Genomic DNA, 15,504 nt, shown 5'->3' on the forward strand with positions numbered 1-15,504 from the left:
ATGTGTGATCTAAAAAAAGAGTTATTTGGAATAAATATGCAAAATTTTGACAATGCCGCTGTGTCTACACAGTTGGCACATGTCCGTATCGTCATGGTCAACACCACCCTACCTGCCAATATTGGTAGTGCTTTGCGTGCAATGAAAACGATGGGCCTTTCTAAACTCGTCTTGGTTGCCCCCAAGACTTATCCGCATCCAGATATTGATGCGCTCGCAGCAGGTGCAACCGATCTGATTGAACAAATTGAAATCGTGTCTAGCCTTGAAGAAGCCATCGCAGACTGCCATTTGGTCTTTGGTACCAGTGCCCGAAGCCGCACGATTCCTTGGCCTTTACTTGATGTTCGACCTGCTGCCAACTTGGCCATGCAGGCAATCAGTGAAAAAAATCAAGAAGTAGCAATTGTTTTTGGCCGAGAAGATCGTGGTCTCACCAATGAAGAACTTGCTCTTGCCAATTATCACTTAACCATTCCAGTCAATACAGACTACGGCGTACTCAATGTAGCTCAAGCGATTCAAATCGTCTGCTATGAGATGCGTATGGCTATCCTTGAACACAGCACAACGGCTTCAGCTCAACAAGAACAAGCCATGCCGGTCACTGCTGAAGAGCAGATGCAGTGGGATGAGCCGCTGGTAACGCAACAGCAAATGCAGCAATTTTACCCACATATGCAGCAAATGTTAGCCGATATTGAATTTTTTGACCCAGAAAACCCAAGATTATTACCTTTACGCTTGCGTCGTCTTTTTGGACGTATACAATTAGATCGTATGGAATATCATTTACTTCGAGGGGTTTTTACCCGCGTACAAGCCCTCAGTAATGGCACATGGAAAAAATCAACTCATCGAGAGGATCAAAACTAATGCTTAAACAGCTCAAAGAAGACGTTCAAGCTGTCTTCGCGCGAGATCCAGCCGCACGTAACCGTCTAGAAGTATTGACCACTTACCCGGGGATTCATGCATTAATGATGCATCGTGTCGCACATGAGCTGTGGAAAAAAGAGTGTAAAACCTCTGCGCGTGTTTTGTCTTCATTTAGTCGATTTGTAACAGGAATCGAAATCCATCCTGGTGCTAAAATTGGTCGCCGTTTTTTTATCGACCATGGTATGGGAGTCGTCATTGGTGAAACAGCTGAAATCGGCGATGATGTCACCTTGTATCATGGGGTGACCTTAGGTGGTACAACTTGGAACAAAGGCAAACGCCATCCTACACTTGAAGATGGTGTGGTTGTCGGTGCAGGCGCTAAGATTTTGGGACCATTTACTGTAGGTAAAAATGCCAAAGTAGGCTCAAATACCGTGGTCACAAAAGCTGTACCTGCGGGTGTAACTGCTGTAGGTAGTCCTGCGCGCTTTATCTATAAAGAGCAGTTTAAAGATCAACCCAATGCTTCACCTGAAGAACAACATGATTTGGCACAAAATGCTGCCAAAGACAAGTTCCAAGCCTATGCAGCAACACCTAACCTAGCAGATCCAGTATTTGAAGGTATGCGCGTATTACTCGATCGACTGTCATATACAGAACAGCGAATGAATGCACTTTGTGCACGCCTATCTAAAATCGATCCAAGTTTCAAACATGTTGAACATGAGCATGAACACGAACTTAGTGATAAAGAATTAAAAGTTCTTGAAGACATCCGTAGAGAATGTGAATCACAAACTGACAAAAGTTAATCGTCTCACAATCTCACCTTGTCATAAAAAGCAGTTCAGCAACAATGTTGAACTGCTTTTTTTTACCTGAACACTTATATCAACAAATGGTAAATTTTTTAGTGAAAATTACAAGCTAATGTATGTTTTTTAATAATGTTTCGCTTTAGAAGTTGCATGTTTTAGGTTCTTTTCATAGACTGAGCGACATCAACAATTTTGATCTAAAAAAACTATCTGGATGAATCTTATGACCCTTAAGCCCTTGGCATACAGCCTGATTGCTGCCTTGTTACTTACTGCATGTAGTTCAGGACCAGTAAAGCATCAACAATCTAACAGTAGTCAAATTGTTTTCACAGAACCAGATCTAACCCCTCCATTTTATGCGCTTAACCCTTTTAATTACGCAGAACCACCAGTATTTGAACTGGATTTAAAAAAGGCTGCTGCACAGCCTGTAGCAAAAATGGAAGTAAGCCGTCCAGAAAATCCTAGCCAAAAATTGGTTTTAGACACGAATAAACTCATTATTCCAACGGTAAACTCAAAAGATCGCGCAATGAAATATGCCGTACTTGCTGGTGACAATGAAATTGACATCACCAATATCGATGATTTCTTACAAATGGTTGAAGGTAAAGCGCGTCATTACCCACCTCAATTTACTGACCGTATGGAACGTAAAGGTTTTGAAAGTAAATTAAAAGAAGTCTCTACACAACTTGATACTTTAGCTGCAAACGACAAAGCTTCATTCGATATTTTGATTCGTGCATTTAAAGCCAGCGTGATGGGACGTAACCTCGATCTTGGTTCTGCATACACCACTAAATCTCTTAAATACGCTCAACGTATCTTAAAAATTAACAAAGATGACGCTGAAGCGAACCTGTGGTTTGGTTTCTCTCTTTCTGAAGGTGGTGGCCAACGTGAAGCTATCCCTTATTTAGACCGTGCAATGAAAGCGGGTGTACAAGAAGCTTACCTTTCTTCTGCAAACAACTTCATTGGTATGGAACAAAAGAAAAATGCCATTCAGACTTTGAAAAACTATAAAGTAAAATACCCTGAGGAAGCAGAAGTTGCAGATCGCTTAATCCTTGAAATCGAAAAACAAAATCGTTACAACGTTTGGCAAATTCTTAAGAAAACGTCTTAAGTCTAGCTAAACTCAACACAATAAAAAAACCACCTTAAGGTGGTTTTTTTATTGCATAGGCTGATTATTTAAGTTTATTGGCTTGATTTAAATTATAGCCAGTGCCCAATTTAAACTAAGGTAAAACACGATGTAAGTCGACTACACACTGTTCGCCTGTGGCCGTACCACAAAAACTAATACTGTTTGGATTATTCCATTTCACAAAAAATTGTGAGACTTCACCTGACTGATCTTGTTGTAATCCAGAACAGTCTATTTCGTCATTATCATATTTAATTTGCATTGCCATAACAGGCAACCGACTCATCGTATTATCAGGTGCGGGTTGGTATTCATAAATGCCTGTAGACCATTCTTTACCGCTATTTACGACCAATTCATTACCCCCTTTGAAATTATAATATTCAATACAGGTATTATTATTTGGCAATTGCATACCCCACAATCCCATAATTTCAGGACGTGAAATGACACGAATCATATTTTCATTTTTTGCAGTGGCTGTAGCCTGAGTGGCTGTTTTATTTGCAAAAACCGTCGGTGCGACTAAAACTGACAAGACAATCAGTAAAGAGACTTTGTTCATATTTCAACTTGGTTCTTAATTCATTGAAATAACTTATCATAATTTCCTGCAATAGCGATCAAAAATAACCATTGTTGAACAATATGTCGGTTATGCTAGTAACAATACATCGGATGACAAACAATTTTTCAAATTTTATATGGGTCCACTGATAATGAAATTTTCAGAATATATTCAATATGATGGCTTAGGATTAGCTCAACTCGTACAACAAAAACAAGTGCAAGCACATGAGCTTTTAGAGCTTGCTATTGCACGTAGTGAGGCTGTCAATCCAAAACTTAATGCAATTACCATTAAAACCTTTGAACAAGCTAAGGCTAAACTCGACAACCCCACTGCAGGCCCTTTTTCTGGGGTTCCCTTCTTACTAAAAGACTTACATCAAGACTATGCTGGTATTGTCAGTAGCTATGGTTCTAATAGCTTAAAGCGAAAACCTTACGTTGCAGAGCAAACTGCAGAAATTGTAAAACGGTGGGAGAACACAGGAGTCAGTATTTTGGGACTCACCAATAGTCCTGAGTTTGGTATTAAAGGGATTACTGAGCCTGATGCTTGGGGAAGTTGTCATAACCCATGGAATCTTCAACACAATACTGGTGGTTCTTCAGGTGGGGCTGCCTCTGCTGTTGCTGCTGGAATTGTTCCATTAGCCGGTGCTAGCGATGGTGGTGGCTCTATTCGTATACCTGCATCTTACTGTGGTCTATTCGGCTTAAAACCGAGTCGAGGACGTACACCGTGGGGCCCTCATTTTAGTGAAGCTATGCACGGCGCTGCAATGCAGCATGTCTTAGCCAAATCAGTACGTGATAGTGCTGCTATGCTGGATGCAAGTCATGGTTCAGGCCCTTTTTCAACCTTTAACATCGCAGCACCTGAACAGTCTTATCTTGATCAAATTACACAAGCGCCCAGACCATTAAGAATTGCATTTAGTACCCAATCCCCAATTACCACCAAAGTCTCTAAAGATGCCGTTGCTGCTGTGCTGCATAGCGCTAAGCTATTGGAATCATTGGGCCACGATGTTGTAGAAGATCAGCCTAAAATTGATGGACTGGCCTTAGCCAAAGATTTTTTACGCACATGGTTTAGTCAATGCGCACATACCGTGCAACAAATTAAAAAACAACATGGTGCTTCTGACCGAGATTTTGAAATAGATACGCGTGTAATCGCTGCTATGGGTGCCAAAGTTAGTGCCATAGACTATATTGAAACGTTAAACAACTGGGGCCATTATAGCGCACAGATGAATCAGTTCTTTCAACACTATGATCTTTACCTCCTTCCTGCTACTGCATCTGTTGCACCTAAAAATGGAGAAGTTAAGACCCCAAAATGGCAAGTCCCACTGATGCATAGTTTATTAAAGTTTGATCAAGCTCACCGTCTTGCCCATAGTCATTTATTTGAATTTATTGTTAAAAATAATTTAAAGTGGGTACCTTTCACACAATTAGCAAACATTACAGGACTACCTGCAATGTCTGTTCCGCTTTATTGGAATAAAGAACATCTACCTATAGGTTCTCAATTTATCGCACCCTTTGGAGCCGAAGGATTACTTTTACAACTCGCCACACAGCTTGAACAAGCACAGCCGTGGATGCCGCAATATCAAAATATCAAACTCTAATTATTCATATTTATTCGCAAAAATAAAAACCACCTACAAATGGAGTATTTCGTAGGTGGTCCAAGCTTGACGTTCTTACGCTTCTACTTTTTTTATTTCTTATAGATATAATCAAAATATTGGCTAGATTGCATTGACAGCTCGATGAGCTTTTAACTATTGTTCAGCCAACCAATTCATAAATTTTTGACGTTCTGCTTTGGTCATTCCTTTCCATAGCTGAATCATTTGTTGGTCTTTACCACTTGTCATGGCAGCTGCATTATTCACGGGTGTTGTAACTACAACTGGAGTCGCTGCTGTATTATTTGCATACACAGGTGCAGGCTGAGCAGCAGAAGATTTACCAGAGGTGTAGTCAAAGGCACGGCTAAATAAACCTGATTTGAACCATGGTTTAGCTTCGTTGTTAGCACCCGTTTGCTGTACCACTAATTGGTTTTTAGCATCATACAATGCAATGGTGGGTTGCTCTGCATATTTAACTGCATCATCATAATTATTCGGTTGATTAACTACTGCCAATCGATAAGTTTGACCATCAACCAAATTCGGTGCCTGAATAGTAACAACACCAGACTTTGCAATATCGTGTTCACCACTGGCATGCTTAAAGAACTGCTGATAGCGCACACTTAATGCAGTATTTCCAGCATCTACTTTATAGCTATTTTTTTCAGTACGAAATAAACCGGTATTGACCTCTTGGTCATTGATGGCAATCAATGCGATATCTTCTGGACTGGTGATAGTGACTGCTGCAAATACAGAACTACTCATCATACATGCCAGTGCGATCATGCTTAATTTATTTAACGCCATCGGTACCACCACTCTCACTCATTGTCAAAAAACTGTAAAACTTAATGCACTATGCAATTTCAACATGACAGTTATATGACAGCTTTGAAAAATTAAAGCAGCACCCTAAAACAAAAAGAACGCCGCAGCGTTCTTTTATTAAATACTATTAACAATAGATCCATCCCCACTCAAATCAAAGATTATAAGTAGGAAATTTCACACACTTAGTTAAATGTTTTAAAACGAGCTGTATCGTCAATAAATTCTTTTTCACCAGCTGGTGCTTCAATTGAACCAAACACAAGCTGTGCACGCAACTTCCAAGAAGCTGGAATATTGAATTGCTCAGCAACTTGATCATCTACGATTGGATTATAATGTTGTAGTGATGCACCCACACCATGCTCAGAAAGTGCAGTCCATACTGCAAATTGTGCAATAGCAGTTGAGTGTTCTGACCAAACTGGGAAATTATCTGCATACGCCGCAAATTGTTCTTGTAGCCCTTTCACAACATCTTGGTCTTCATAGAACAAAACTGTACCATGACCTGCAATAAAACTATTCATTTTTGCTTTAGTCGCTTCAAATGCTTGTGCAGGTACAAGTTTTTCTAGCGTGTTGAGTACAATCGTCCAAAACTGCGTATGTGAATCACCAAATAAAATAACTGCACGTGAAGACTGTGAGTTAAAAGCTGATGGGCTGTGCTTCACTGCATCTTTAATGAGCGTTTCAATCACAGCATTATCAATATTTACATTTTTACCAATAGCATAAATAGTACGGCGTTGAGTGATTTTATCTAAAAATGACATAAAACAGATCCTTTTCTAAGTGTTAGTTCGTAATATTCGATATGGCTATATTAAAGATGATTTATGACACAATCATGCGAATGTACATAACATAGTGTTCTAACTACAGAACACTAATAACTTAGCCAATTTCTGTTGTAAAAATTGGCTAAGTGAATTTAATCAGATCGTTATTTTTATTTATCAGTTTCAAACAAAGCTGCTACAAAACTTTTAGCTGAGAATGGACGTAAGTCATCAATTTGCTCACCCACCCCAATAAATCGAATAGGAACATGTGTTCTACTTGCGATATTGAACAATACACCACCTTTAGCTGTACCATCGAGCTTAGTAATGGTTAAACCTGTTAATCCAACTGCCTCGTCAAATAACTCAACTTGGTTCACAGCATTCTGCCCAGTACCTGCATCAACAACCAACATAATTTCATGTGGTGCAGTTGCATCAATTTTTTGCATTACGCGTTTAACTTTTTTTAACTCTTCCATTAAGTTGCTTTTATTATGTAAACGCCCTGCTGTATCAGCAATCAGGACATCAATACCCTTCGCTCGAGCACTTTCAAAAGCATCAAAAATTACTGATGCACTGTCTGCGCCATGCCCTTGAGAAACAACACTAATATTGTTTCGATCACCCCATATTTGTAATTGCTCAGTGGCTGCAGCACGGAAGGTATCACCAGCAGCTAACATGACTTTTTTGCCTTCACCTTGTAGACGTTTAGCAAGCTTACCGATAGTTGTTGTTTTACCTACCCCATTAACACCCACCACCAAGATCACATAGGGATTTTTATTCGGGTCAATATGTAATGGCTTTACTCTTGGTGCCAATAAACTCACCAATTCTTCTTGCAAAGCTTTATAAAGTGCATGTGAATAGATCAAATCACCACGTGCTGTACGCTCTGTAAGATTGGCAATAATGGTTTTCGTCGCCTCAACACCGATATCGGCCACTAACAATTGCTCTTCAACTTCCTCAAGCAATTCATCGTCAATTTCTTTACCACCGATCAGAATATTAACCATGCCATCAGCAAGATTTCTACGTGTCTTGGTCAGACCCGCTTTCATACGACTAAAAAAGCCACCTTTTGCTGCTTCTTCTGATTCAGTGCTTACTGTTGCATCAGCTGTTTGCGCTGGATGATTTTCAATAATAGGAACATCTACAGCAGGTAAACTCGCCAAAGTGACATCATCGTCCCCAATATCTGCATCAATCAAAAATTTATTTTCGTGTTGTTGCATTCCTGATTCCTTGAAAAACATCGCGTTAAAAGGCTGAGTCTAACATAATTTCATGCCCTATTTGAACGCGCCTCAGCGCTAATTTGAGCAATATTCAGCAAGCAATCATTTATAGCAGTATAATCAGCTGCCTTGCTGTACATTATGCGGATAATTTTCTTCAAGCTGCATGGCGGGTTGTTGTCTGACTTTAGCTGCTTCAAATTGTTGAGCGCGTAAAAGTTTTAAATAGTGAATACGGTTCATTTGACCTTTCAAGAGCAAATCACGTGCTGCACGTTGGGTATTTGGAAATTCTGCTTGGGTTGCCAACACAACAACATATTGATATTGAGTTTGATTAATCGGCTGAGCGCACAACCTTTTAGCCTGCCAAGCAATAATTACAAGTAATAGTGCAATAGCGATATAAGATATTCGATCCAGATTTAACCGTTTTTTAATTTTTTCTAAATTTTCTTTAACAATAAACATGCATGACCTCTAGCTTGCACTAGTGTAATCATGCTCAAACAAAAAATACAGGGATCATCACGCGTATGGATAAATATAAAGCAAAACTTTATATTGGGGATTAAGCTAAACGCTACGATCTTATCAAGTTGACTTCAATAAGATCATAGCGATAGCTACAAATCACTAACTTTTAAACATAATATGTAGAACAGCAAAATAAAGCATGGCTGCGATGAGGACCAATACCAGCACCACAGTAAAAATACTGAGGGCACTTTCCTCAGCAACTGGGTGTAAATCATCTGTGTCTAAGCGCTTTAATTCACCATCATAAATCCGGTAAAAATCTTTTTTTTGCATTGGATCTAAATGCTGTGTATAATCGTACACTCTATTTCGCTGTGCGATGCAGAAATTACCTAAATGTACCTCTTGATGAAATACTGCATCATGAAGTTGTTTTCGATGATACTGCGCTAAGGCTATAATTTGTGTTTCTCTTAAGGGTTGATCAAAACTAAAACCGTCTATACTGTTGGTCATGTTGTTCTCCTTATTTGTCGTGCTGACAATGATTTTATTACTGTTGTTTTCGTATAAAGTTTAATCGTATAAACATAAAATGTCTAATTGCATCTGTCACTATATTGACAAAATCGCAGCTTTGTAATATTAGTTTAATATAACTTTGCCAAACTCAATCAGCGGCGAATAGATGAGTAAAACTCAATAGCAATCATAATTACAATAAGGAGTTATATATGATTCAGAAAATTTCACACCGTGACTTAGAAGGTATCTACGAAGTTGCAGTAAACACGATCCAATCTGAAATGAACTTTTCAGATGCAGTTCAACAACTTGAGCACGTAGCTCGTGCAGGACATAGTCGTTCTGCGATGTTTTTAGCTGAACTTTATTACCAAGGTTTCCGCGTAGAGCGTGATTCACTTAAAGCACAATATTGGCAGAAATTAGCCACCATGCAAGCATAAGACTGCGTCACTTAGGTGGCGCTTTTTTTTGCCACTCTACGTAAATTTAATATTTGATTACCATAAAGCATAACGTCATAACTTTATTATCATTACGTTCAAGTACAATAGAACCACTTTATACAGAGCGGTTAGGATCATGAAAAACTATTTAAAACTACACCCCGTTTCTAAGCAATTTATTCTTCGAATCTCTATCCTTAAAAGTATGATGTATTGTGGTGTGTTGTGGGGCCTTTACCATGAAGGTTGGGCCATCAAAACAGACCCGAATAGTAACGAAAAGGTCTTCCCTTTTTGGCTGAATCCAACCCAAGCCTATCGTTATGCACAAAATAACTGGCCAAACTACCACCCACGTAAAATTAGTTTACAAGATTTTGAAAACTCCTTGTTACCTACCTTAAATCGTTTTCATGTTAAACCCACTTTATATGGTTCTTCTGCTGTTATGTTCAAGCTCTCATCCTCACAAATGAAGCACTTCTTTTTCAGCAAAAACAATTATCAAATGGCTTAATTTTTTGCCGAACAACTGAATGAAATTTGTGCTATTTAAGCCTCTAAATATCACAAAATTAGTGGCTTATTTTCGAGATGACTTGTAGTATTTAATTGTGGGACTTTAATACATTCATAACAAACAAGGTAGCAAAGAAATGACAACAGTAAATCAAGTCTTAAAAAATAAAGGTAGCAACGAAGTAGCGACTATTAGCCCATATGAAACTGTATTGGCCGCAATTTCATTAATGGCCAATAAAGGGATCGGTGCAGTTGTTGTCGTTGAAGATCAAAATGTAGTGGGCATAATTTCAGAACGTGACTATACACGCAAAATTGCGCTACTTGAGCGTCGCTCAGATGACACTACTGTTGCTGAAATCATGACATCCAAGGTCATTACCGTTCCAGGGAGTTACACTGTTGAACAGTGTCTTGAGCTTATGACCGATAAGCATTTACGCCACCTTCCAGTCGTTGAAAACAGCCAACTCAAAGGCTTAATTTCAATTGGTGACTTGGTAAAAGCAACGATGGAAGATCAAAAAGTGCTTATTCAGCAATTGCAACAATATATCTCAGGCTAACTCAGCAATCTAAAAAAAGCACCATACCGGTGCTTTTTTGCAATGTGCATTAAAGCTATCTTGCTAAATAATTAATCATATCTTCCAAGCCTTTTAAAGTCATTGGATACATATGCTGCTCAAAGATCTGCTGAATCGCAGTAATGGTTTGAGTATATTGCCAATAGTTCACTTGCTCAGGGTTGAGCCATGCGGTCTTATCGAAGTGCTGACGTAAGCGTCTTAACCACACTTCACCAGATTCATCATTCATGTATTCAACAGAACCACCTACAGACATTAACTCATAAGGTGCCATGCTAGCATCACCCACCACAATCACACGATAATCTTTTGCATAGGTGTTAAACAAATCAAAAGTACTCATACGTGTTGCAGAACGCCGATAGTTGTCCTTCCAGACATAATCATAAAGACAATTATGAAAGTAAAAATATTCTAGCGTTTTAAATTCGCTTTTAGCAGCACTAAATAATTTTTCACATTGTGCGATATGGGCGTCCATTGAGCCACCAACATCAAACAACATCAACACTTTTACTCTATTACGACGTTCAGGAACCAATTGGACATTCAAGATCCCTTGCTTGGCTGTCTCACTGATCGTCCCTTGAATATCTAGCTCCTCTGCTGCACCTTGACGAGCAAACTTACGTAAACGGCGCATCACCATCTGCATATGACGAGTTCCTAAAATCTGCTCATCATCAAGATTTTGATATTGTCTTTGCTCCCACACTTTCACAGCAGAACGCTTTCGTCCTGGTCCACCAATACGCACACCTTCTGGATGATCACCAAATGCACCAAATGGTGACGTTCCACCCGTACCAATCATACGGTTACCACCCTGATGTTTTTTATGTTGTTCACGTAAACGTTCTTCCAACATTTTCATCAGTTCTTCTAGAGATCCAGCCTTACTCAGCTCTGCTCTTTGTTCTGCACTGAGATGCTTTTCCAGCAATTCCAAATCCAACCACTCTTTAGGAATCTGTTGGATTTTTTCAAAGACCTCATCTAAATCAACGCTCTGTATGCCATCAAAATAGGCTTTCATCGCACGATCAAACTTGTCGAAATATCGCTCATCTTTGATCATTATAATTTTGACCAAATGATAGAACTCATCCAAATCCGCAAAAACGATGGATTGATCAACAGCACGGTTCAGGTCAATCAGCTCTCGCGTACTGACCGGAATGCCATACTTTCTAAGCAAATAAAACAGACGTACAAACATGAGGCTTCAACGATTAACGACGAGACATAAATGCTAAGCGTTCAAGTAGCTGAACATCTTGCTCATTTTTAATGAGTGCCCCATATAATGGTGGGATCGCTTTAGACTTATCTTGCTGCGATAAAATATCTTCAGGGATATCATCAGCCATTAACAGACTTAACCAATCAATCAACTCTGAAGTTGAAGGTGGTTTTTTCAAGCCCGGTACTTTACGCAGTTTAAAAAATACTTCTAAAGCTTCATTGACTAAACGCACTGAAATTTTTGGAAAATGCACGGCAATGATATCGCGCATGGTTTCTTCATTTGGAAAGTCAATATAATGAAAGAAGCAACGACGCAAAAATGCATCAGGGAGTTCTTTTTCATTATTGGAAGTGATAATCACGATAGGACGTTGTGTCGCAGTAATCGTTTCACCTGTTTCATAAACAAAGAATGACATCTTATCAAGTTCATGCAACAGGTCATTTGGAAACTCGATATCTGCTTTGTCAATCTCATCGATTAACAAAACACAGCGCTCTTCACTATGAAAAGCTTCCCATAATTTACCAGGTTTAATATAGTTTTTAATATCATAAACACGGTCATCGCCCAATTGACTATCACGTAAACGTGACACGGCGTCATATTCGTAGAGACCTTGCTGAGCCTTTGTTGTTGACTTGATATGCCAAGTAATCAACTTCATTCCCAGACTTTCAGCAACTTGTTCAGCCAACAAAGTTTTACCTGTACCAGGTTCACCTTTGACTAAAAGTGGTTTTTGCAATGCACGAGCAGCTTTGACAGCCAATTTTAGACTATCTGTTGCAATATACTGATCTGTGCCTATAAATTGTTGATGATCAACAGACATAATCTTTTAACCTTTTTAATTCTTTAAAGTGGTGACTGCTCTGTGCCTTCCACCACTGTAGCTTTCTTCCTGATTGCTCTATATTTATTCGCCCAATGACTAATGATTAAACCCAAGCCAATCACAAATAATATCAGCGATAAATTAGACCAAATTAATACCGAATCCTTGGTCAGTACACCAAATAGCAAACCAAATGTTGCAGGAGCAAGTTCAGAATTTGGACCTTCAGAGATCGTCGGTGTTGCAATTAAAGCAAACACAACCATCCATAGAATACAGCCTAGAGTTGCAGGCAATCTACGCATGATTGAGGTCCAACACCACATGATAATAATCGCACCCACTATATACACTGTGATTGCAAGACTATCTTCTGGCAGAACATCAAATAGATCTAAAAAATTATTCCAAAATACCGTTAATTGCTCAGGCACCACGTAATCCCTCTGGTTCTACCGCATTCGGGTTAATCAATCCCTCTGGCGGCATTTGTAGGAAAAATCCTTTGGTTTGCAATGAATCAATCACGTGTAACACATTTACACGGGCCAACTTACGCGATTGACTCAACTCCAAATTCATTACAAAGGTCGCCCGACCAAAGGCTTGACGAATCGTTTCAGGAATCACTTCAAGCGGATCTTGCTGATCATCTTCGGTAGACTGGCGAGTACGAGCAACGTAAAGATACATTTCGTCTTTCTTGCTCGATTTATAAATATCACAAAACATGCGTGTTCATATAGCTTAAAATCAACTTAAGCAACAGCATACATTAAAAGTGCTTTTGATACATTAGCGATTTTAGTCGGATTAGTCGCAATTTTCTCAATCCCCCCTTAACAATAGAATCTAAGGGTTAACTTTCATCTGCGTTGTCAAATAATCAATATCTTTTTTGAGCAACTCAATCAAAGGACGGGTCATAAGGTCATAACGCCACCCAAGCAGATACGCGGGTAAATCTTGCTCATCGCCATGAAATACCACATGCTGATAAAGCATATTCAGCCATTTTTTACGCATCAATACTTCTTTAGGCACCTGTGTCTCTTCAGCCACACGCTCAATTAACTGATCTACGACTTGGGTAATCCCCTTCGAAGAGTGTTTAATAGGCCGAGACATTCGCAGTGGCCACTGTGAAGGATCTGGTAAAAATCTAAGTAAATCTAAAATAATCTTGCCATGCTCACGTACCACTGATGCACGAATATCTTTACACTTAGAAAGTTCTAATGTGTTCTTAGGATTTTTTTCAACAAGATCATTCAGTGTAGAATTTTTTAAAACAAAACTTTTAGGCTGATTTAAGGCCTTAACCATTTCCTCACGCCAAACACAAAGCTGTTGTAGTTGCATTAATTGTTTGCTGGAATGACGATAATTACCAACCTCACTAAACAACTTATCTTTTGCTGTTTCTTGTGCAATCTCTAGACAAAGATGCTGACAGTCTTCAAGGACAAAATCATATAGCCGCTTTTGCTGTAATTGCTGTTGAATTGTCTCAGCCAACTGCACAATATAACAAACATCATTGGCAGCATATTGCATTTGCTGTGGACTTAAAGGTCTTGCTAACCAATCTGAGCGGGTTTGATCTTTATCTATATCAATATCAAGCTGTTGTTTTAATGCATTTTGATAACTTAACTGTAGACCATGCCCTAAAAATGACATCGCCACCTGTGTATCAAAGACATTTTTTAAACTCTTTTTCTGAGAATAATGATAAATCAGATCGATATCTTCACTACATGCATGAAAAATATTTTGTTGCGCTTGGAAGATTCTGTCCCAAAATAAACTGAGATCGAGTGTAGTTCCATCTAAAAGAAAAACTTGTCGATCGATATTGATTTGAAAAACACCTAATTTTGGCCAAAACGTATCGACTTTAATAAATTCAGTGTCCAAACCGTATATTGAATGCTGATTCATGAGATGAAGTACATTTTCAAGTTCAGCTTGTTGTTGGATAAATTGAAACATGTGAGTTTGGGTCAAATTAATATATTGGAATTAAACGACATTTTACATTAATTTCAAGCTTTTAGCATAAAACCCATTTTAAATGTCTGAAAAGTATCAGGTCTGCCTAGAGACCCATTTCTATGAAATTCACAAAGGATGCTTCAATAAAATCTATAAGATGCAACACAGATTTCAATTCGTCATCCAATGAATACGATATTCAAATCATAGTGTCACAAAATAAGCGATTCAAATAAAAGGATTTATAGAATAATTGTAAAGGGATTCACGATATTAGTAGAAATAAGCAGCACTCGTGCTTATTTCATTGTCAATCGATTATGAACCGCTTGGCTCAAGGTATGACTGTCCACATATTCAAGTTCCCCGCCTTGAGGTACACCTTGTGCAATACGTGTCATTTGTAGGGGTAAATGTTTCGTCACTTCCACAAGATAATGCGCTGTGGCCTGACCTTCAACTGTAGCATTTGTAGCAAGAATAACTTCTTTAATCTGTTGATCTGTGAGTCGTTGTACTAAATAAGGAATGCCAATTTCTTCTGGTCCAACACCATCTAAAGGAGACAAATGCCCACCTAATACATGATATTTACCGCGAAAACTGCCACTATGCTCAATTGCTAATACATCTGCTGGAGACTCCACCACACATAGTAATGCTGAATCTCGCTCTGTAGATAAACAAATTTCACAGACTTCATCTTCAGTCAGTGAGTTACATATTTGGCATTGATGGATATAACTGGTTGCTTCACTTAAGGCTACCGATAAGGCATTAGCACCTTCACGATTTTTCATGATCAGGTGTAAGGCCATGCGTTGAGCCGATTTCGGCCCAACACTTGGAAGTATTCTTAGCGCTTGTACCAGTTGATCAAAACGATCACTAAACACG

General features: G+C 38.9%; 19 protein-coding genes. 7 read left to right on the forward strand and 12 right to left on the reverse strand.

Features of this window, described 5'->3' with window-relative positions; translation table 11 throughout:
* The first annotated feature begins 36 nt into the window (after positions 1-36).
* The 3 genes from Aru01_RS09925 to Aru01_RS09935 all read left to right on the forward strand — a co-directional run bounded on the left by Aru01_RS09925 (position 37) and on the right by Aru01_RS09935 (position 2,841).
* A complete protein-coding gene (locus Aru01_RS09925) occupies positions 37-876 on the forward strand; it encodes an RNA methyltransferase (protein ID WP_016656745.1) in 840 nt (279 codons plus the stop codon).
* Positions 876-1,700, forward strand: coding sequence for a serine O-acetyltransferase (cysE, locus tag Aru01_RS09930; RefSeq protein WP_016656746.1), 825 nt, complete (start codon positions 876-878; stop codon positions 1,698-1,700). Before Aru01_RS09925 ends, cysE begins: the two co-directional genes overlap by 1 nt.
* Before the next feature lie 229 nt (positions 1,701-1,929).
* Positions 1,930-2,841 (forward strand): ABUW_2363 family tetratricopeptide repeat lipoprotein, encoded by a 912-nt coding sequence (locus Aru01_RS09935; protein WP_016656747.1) that lies wholly within the window; start codon positions 1,930-1,932, stop codon positions 2,839-2,841.
* A gap of 115 nt (positions 2,842-2,956) precedes the next feature.
* Here the strand turns inward: Aru01_RS09935 and Aru01_RS09940 are convergent, their stop codons facing one another.
* Positions 2,957-3,430, reverse strand: coding sequence for a hypothetical protein (locus Aru01_RS09940; protein ID WP_016656748.1), 474 nt, complete (start codon positions 3,428-3,430; stop codon positions 2,957-2,959).
* Positions 3,431-3,584: 154 nt separating this feature from the next.
* On the opposite strand from Aru01_RS09940, the gene Aru01_RS09945 reads away from it, so the two are divergent.
* Entirely contained in the window at positions 3,585-5,075 is a 1,491-nt protein-coding gene (locus Aru01_RS09945) for an amidase (RefSeq protein ID WP_016656749.1), read from the forward strand.
* A 156-nt stretch (positions 5,076-5,231) separates the two neighbouring features.
* On the opposite strand, the gene Aru01_RS09950 is transcribed toward Aru01_RS09945, so the two are convergent.
* The 5 genes from Aru01_RS09950 to Aru01_RS09970 all read right to left on the reverse strand — a co-directional run bounded on the left by Aru01_RS09950 (position 5,232) and on the right by Aru01_RS09970 (position 8,955).
* Positions 5,232-5,897 (reverse strand): DUF2057 family protein, encoded by a 666-nt coding sequence (locus tag Aru01_RS09950; RefSeq protein ID WP_016656750.1) that lies wholly within the window; start codon positions 5,895-5,897, stop codon positions 5,232-5,234.
* Positions 5,898-6,103: 206 nt separating this feature from the next.
* Positions 6,104-6,697: a nitroreductase family protein gene (locus Aru01_RS09955; protein WP_016656751.1), complete on the reverse strand. Its 594-nt coding sequence runs from the start codon at positions 6,695-6,697 to the stop codon at positions 6,104-6,106.
* 176 nt (positions 6,698-6,873) lie between these two features.
* On the reverse strand, positions 6,874-7,956 hold the full coding sequence (ftsY, locus tag Aru01_RS09960) for a signal recognition particle-docking protein FtsY (protein ID WP_016656752.1): 1,083 nt from the start codon (positions 7,954-7,956) through the stop codon (positions 6,874-6,876).
* Positions 7,957-8,079: 123 nt separating this feature from the next.
* A complete protein-coding gene (locus Aru01_RS09965) occupies positions 8,080-8,430 on the reverse strand; it encodes a hypothetical protein (protein WP_016656753.1) in 351 nt (116 codons plus the stop codon).
* 165 nt (positions 8,431-8,595) lie between these two features.
* Positions 8,596-8,955 carry a hypothetical protein gene (locus Aru01_RS09970; RefSeq protein WP_016656754.1) on the reverse strand — a complete coding sequence of 120 codons (360 nt, stop codon included), beginning with the start codon at positions 8,953-8,955 and terminating at the stop codon, positions 8,596-8,598.
* A 218-nt stretch (positions 8,956-9,173) separates the two neighbouring features.
* Between Aru01_RS09970 and Aru01_RS09975 the strand changes: the two genes are divergently transcribed.
* The 3 genes from Aru01_RS09975 to Aru01_RS09985 all read left to right on the forward strand — a co-directional run bounded on the left by Aru01_RS09975 (position 9,174) and on the right by Aru01_RS09985 (position 10,498).
* Entirely contained in the window at positions 9,174-9,407 is a 234-nt protein-coding gene (locus Aru01_RS09975; RefSeq protein ID WP_016656755.1) for an SEL1-like repeat protein, read from the forward strand.
* Between the two features lie 139 nt (positions 9,408-9,546).
* Positions 9,547-9,927, forward strand: coding sequence for a DUF2750 domain-containing protein (locus tag Aru01_RS09980; RefSeq protein ID WP_016656756.1), 381 nt, complete (start codon positions 9,547-9,549; stop codon positions 9,925-9,927).
* A 139-nt stretch (positions 9,928-10,066) separates the two neighbouring features.
* Positions 10,067-10,498, forward strand: coding sequence for a CBS domain-containing protein (locus tag Aru01_RS09985; RefSeq protein WP_016656757.1), 432 nt, complete (start codon positions 10,067-10,069; stop codon positions 10,496-10,498).
* A gap of 55 nt (positions 10,499-10,553) precedes the next feature.
* Here the strand turns inward: Aru01_RS09985 and Aru01_RS09990 are convergent, their stop codons facing one another.
* The 6 genes from Aru01_RS09990 to recR form a co-directional block, all read right to left on the reverse strand.
* Positions 10,554-11,741, reverse strand: a complete 1,188-nt coding sequence (locus tag Aru01_RS09990) for a vWA domain-containing protein (protein ID WP_016656758.1) — start codon at positions 11,739-11,741, stop codon at positions 10,554-10,556.
* Positions 11,742-11,754: 13 nt separating this feature from the next.
* Entirely contained in the window at positions 11,755-12,606 is an 852-nt protein-coding gene (locus Aru01_RS09995; RefSeq protein WP_016656759.1) for an AAA family ATPase, read from the reverse strand.
* Between the two features lie 23 nt (positions 12,607-12,629).
* Positions 12,630-13,043, reverse strand: coding sequence for a hypothetical protein (locus Aru01_RS10000; protein WP_040331236.1), 414 nt, complete (start codon positions 13,041-13,043; stop codon positions 12,630-12,632).
* A complete protein-coding gene (locus tag Aru01_RS10005; RefSeq protein WP_016656761.1) occupies positions 13,036-13,341 on the reverse strand; it encodes a YcgL domain-containing protein in 306 nt (101 codons plus the stop codon). Before Aru01_RS10005 ends, Aru01_RS10000 begins: the two co-directional genes overlap by 8 nt.
* Before the next feature lie 120 nt (positions 13,342-13,461).
* Positions 13,462-14,604 (reverse strand): ribonuclease D, encoded by a 1,143-nt coding sequence (locus Aru01_RS10010; RefSeq protein ID WP_016656762.1) that lies wholly within the window; start codon positions 14,602-14,604, stop codon positions 13,462-13,464.
* 302 nt (positions 14,605-14,906) lie between these two features.
* A complete protein-coding gene (recR, locus tag Aru01_RS10015; RefSeq protein WP_016656763.1) occupies positions 14,907-15,503 on the reverse strand; it encodes a recombination mediator RecR in 597 nt (198 codons plus the stop codon).
* Between the last annotated feature and the right edge of the window lies 1 nt (position 15,504).

It is taken from the genome of Acinetobacter rudis (assembly GCF_000829675.1).
Lineage (GTDB): Bacteria > Pseudomonadota > Gammaproteobacteria > Pseudomonadales > Moraxellaceae > Acinetobacter > Acinetobacter rudis.

Bases quoted from the DNA above. Each gene is read 5' to 3' on its own strand.
- Aru01_RS10005 (WP_016656761.1), bottom strand. From the start codon at position 13,341: ATGTTTTGTGATATTTATAAATCGAGCAAGAAAGACGAAATGTATCTT.
- Aru01_RS09995 (WP_016656759.1), bottom strand. From the start codon at position 12,606: ATGTCTGTTGATCATCAACAATTTATAGGCACAGATCAGTATATTGCA.
- Aru01_RS09990 (WP_016656758.1), bottom strand. From the start codon at position 11,741: ATGTTTGTACGTCTGTTTTATTTGCTTAGAAAGTATGGCATTCCGGTC.
- Aru01_RS09975 (WP_016656755.1), top strand. From the start codon at position 9,174: ATGATTCAGAAAATTTCACACCGTGACTTAGAAGGTATCTACGAAGTT.
- Aru01_RS09970 (WP_016656754.1), bottom strand. From the start codon at position 8,955: ATGACCAACAGTATAGACGGTTTTAGTTTTGATCAACCCTTAAGAGAA.
- ftsY (WP_016656752.1), bottom strand. From the start codon at position 7,956: ATGCAACAACACGAAAATAAATTTTTGATTGATGCAGATATTGGGGAC.
- Aru01_RS09935 (WP_016656747.1), top strand. From the start codon at position 1,930: ATGACCCTTAAGCCCTTGGCATACAGCCTGATTGCTGCCTTGTTACTT.
- Aru01_RS09940 (WP_016656748.1), bottom strand. From the start codon at position 3,430: ATGAACAAAGTCTCTTTACTGATTGTCTTGTCAGTTTTAGTCGCACCG.
- cysE (WP_016656746.1), top strand. From the start codon at position 876: ATGCTTAAACAGCTCAAAGAAGACGTTCAAGCTGTCTTCGCGCGAGAT.
- Aru01_RS09955 (WP_016656751.1), bottom strand. From the start codon at position 6,697: ATGTCATTTTTAGATAAAATCACTCAACGCCGTACTATTTATGCTATT.
- Aru01_RS09945 (WP_016656749.1), top strand. From the start codon at position 3,585: ATGAAATTTTCAGAATATATTCAATATGATGGCTTAGGATTAGCTCAA.
- Aru01_RS10010 (WP_016656762.1), bottom strand. From the start codon at position 14,604: ATGTTTCAATTTATCCAACAACAAGCTGAACTTGAAAATGTACTTCAT.
- Aru01_RS09980 (WP_016656756.1), top strand. From the start codon at position 9,547: ATGAAAAACTATTTAAAACTACACCCCGTTTCTAAGCAATTTATTCTT.
- Aru01_RS09985 (WP_016656757.1), top strand. From the start codon at position 10,067: ATGACAACAGTAAATCAAGTCTTAAAAAATAAAGGTAGCAACGAAGTA.
- Aru01_RS09925 (WP_016656745.1), top strand. From the start codon at position 37: ATGCAAAATTTTGACAATGCCGCTGTGTCTACACAGTTGGCACATGTC.
- Aru01_RS09950 (WP_016656750.1), bottom strand. From the start codon at position 5,897: ATGGCGTTAAATAAATTAAGCATGATCGCACTGGCATGTATGATGAGT.
- Aru01_RS09965 (WP_016656753.1), bottom strand. From the start codon at position 8,430: ATGTTTATTGTTAAAGAAAATTTAGAAAAAATTAAAAAACGGTTAAAT.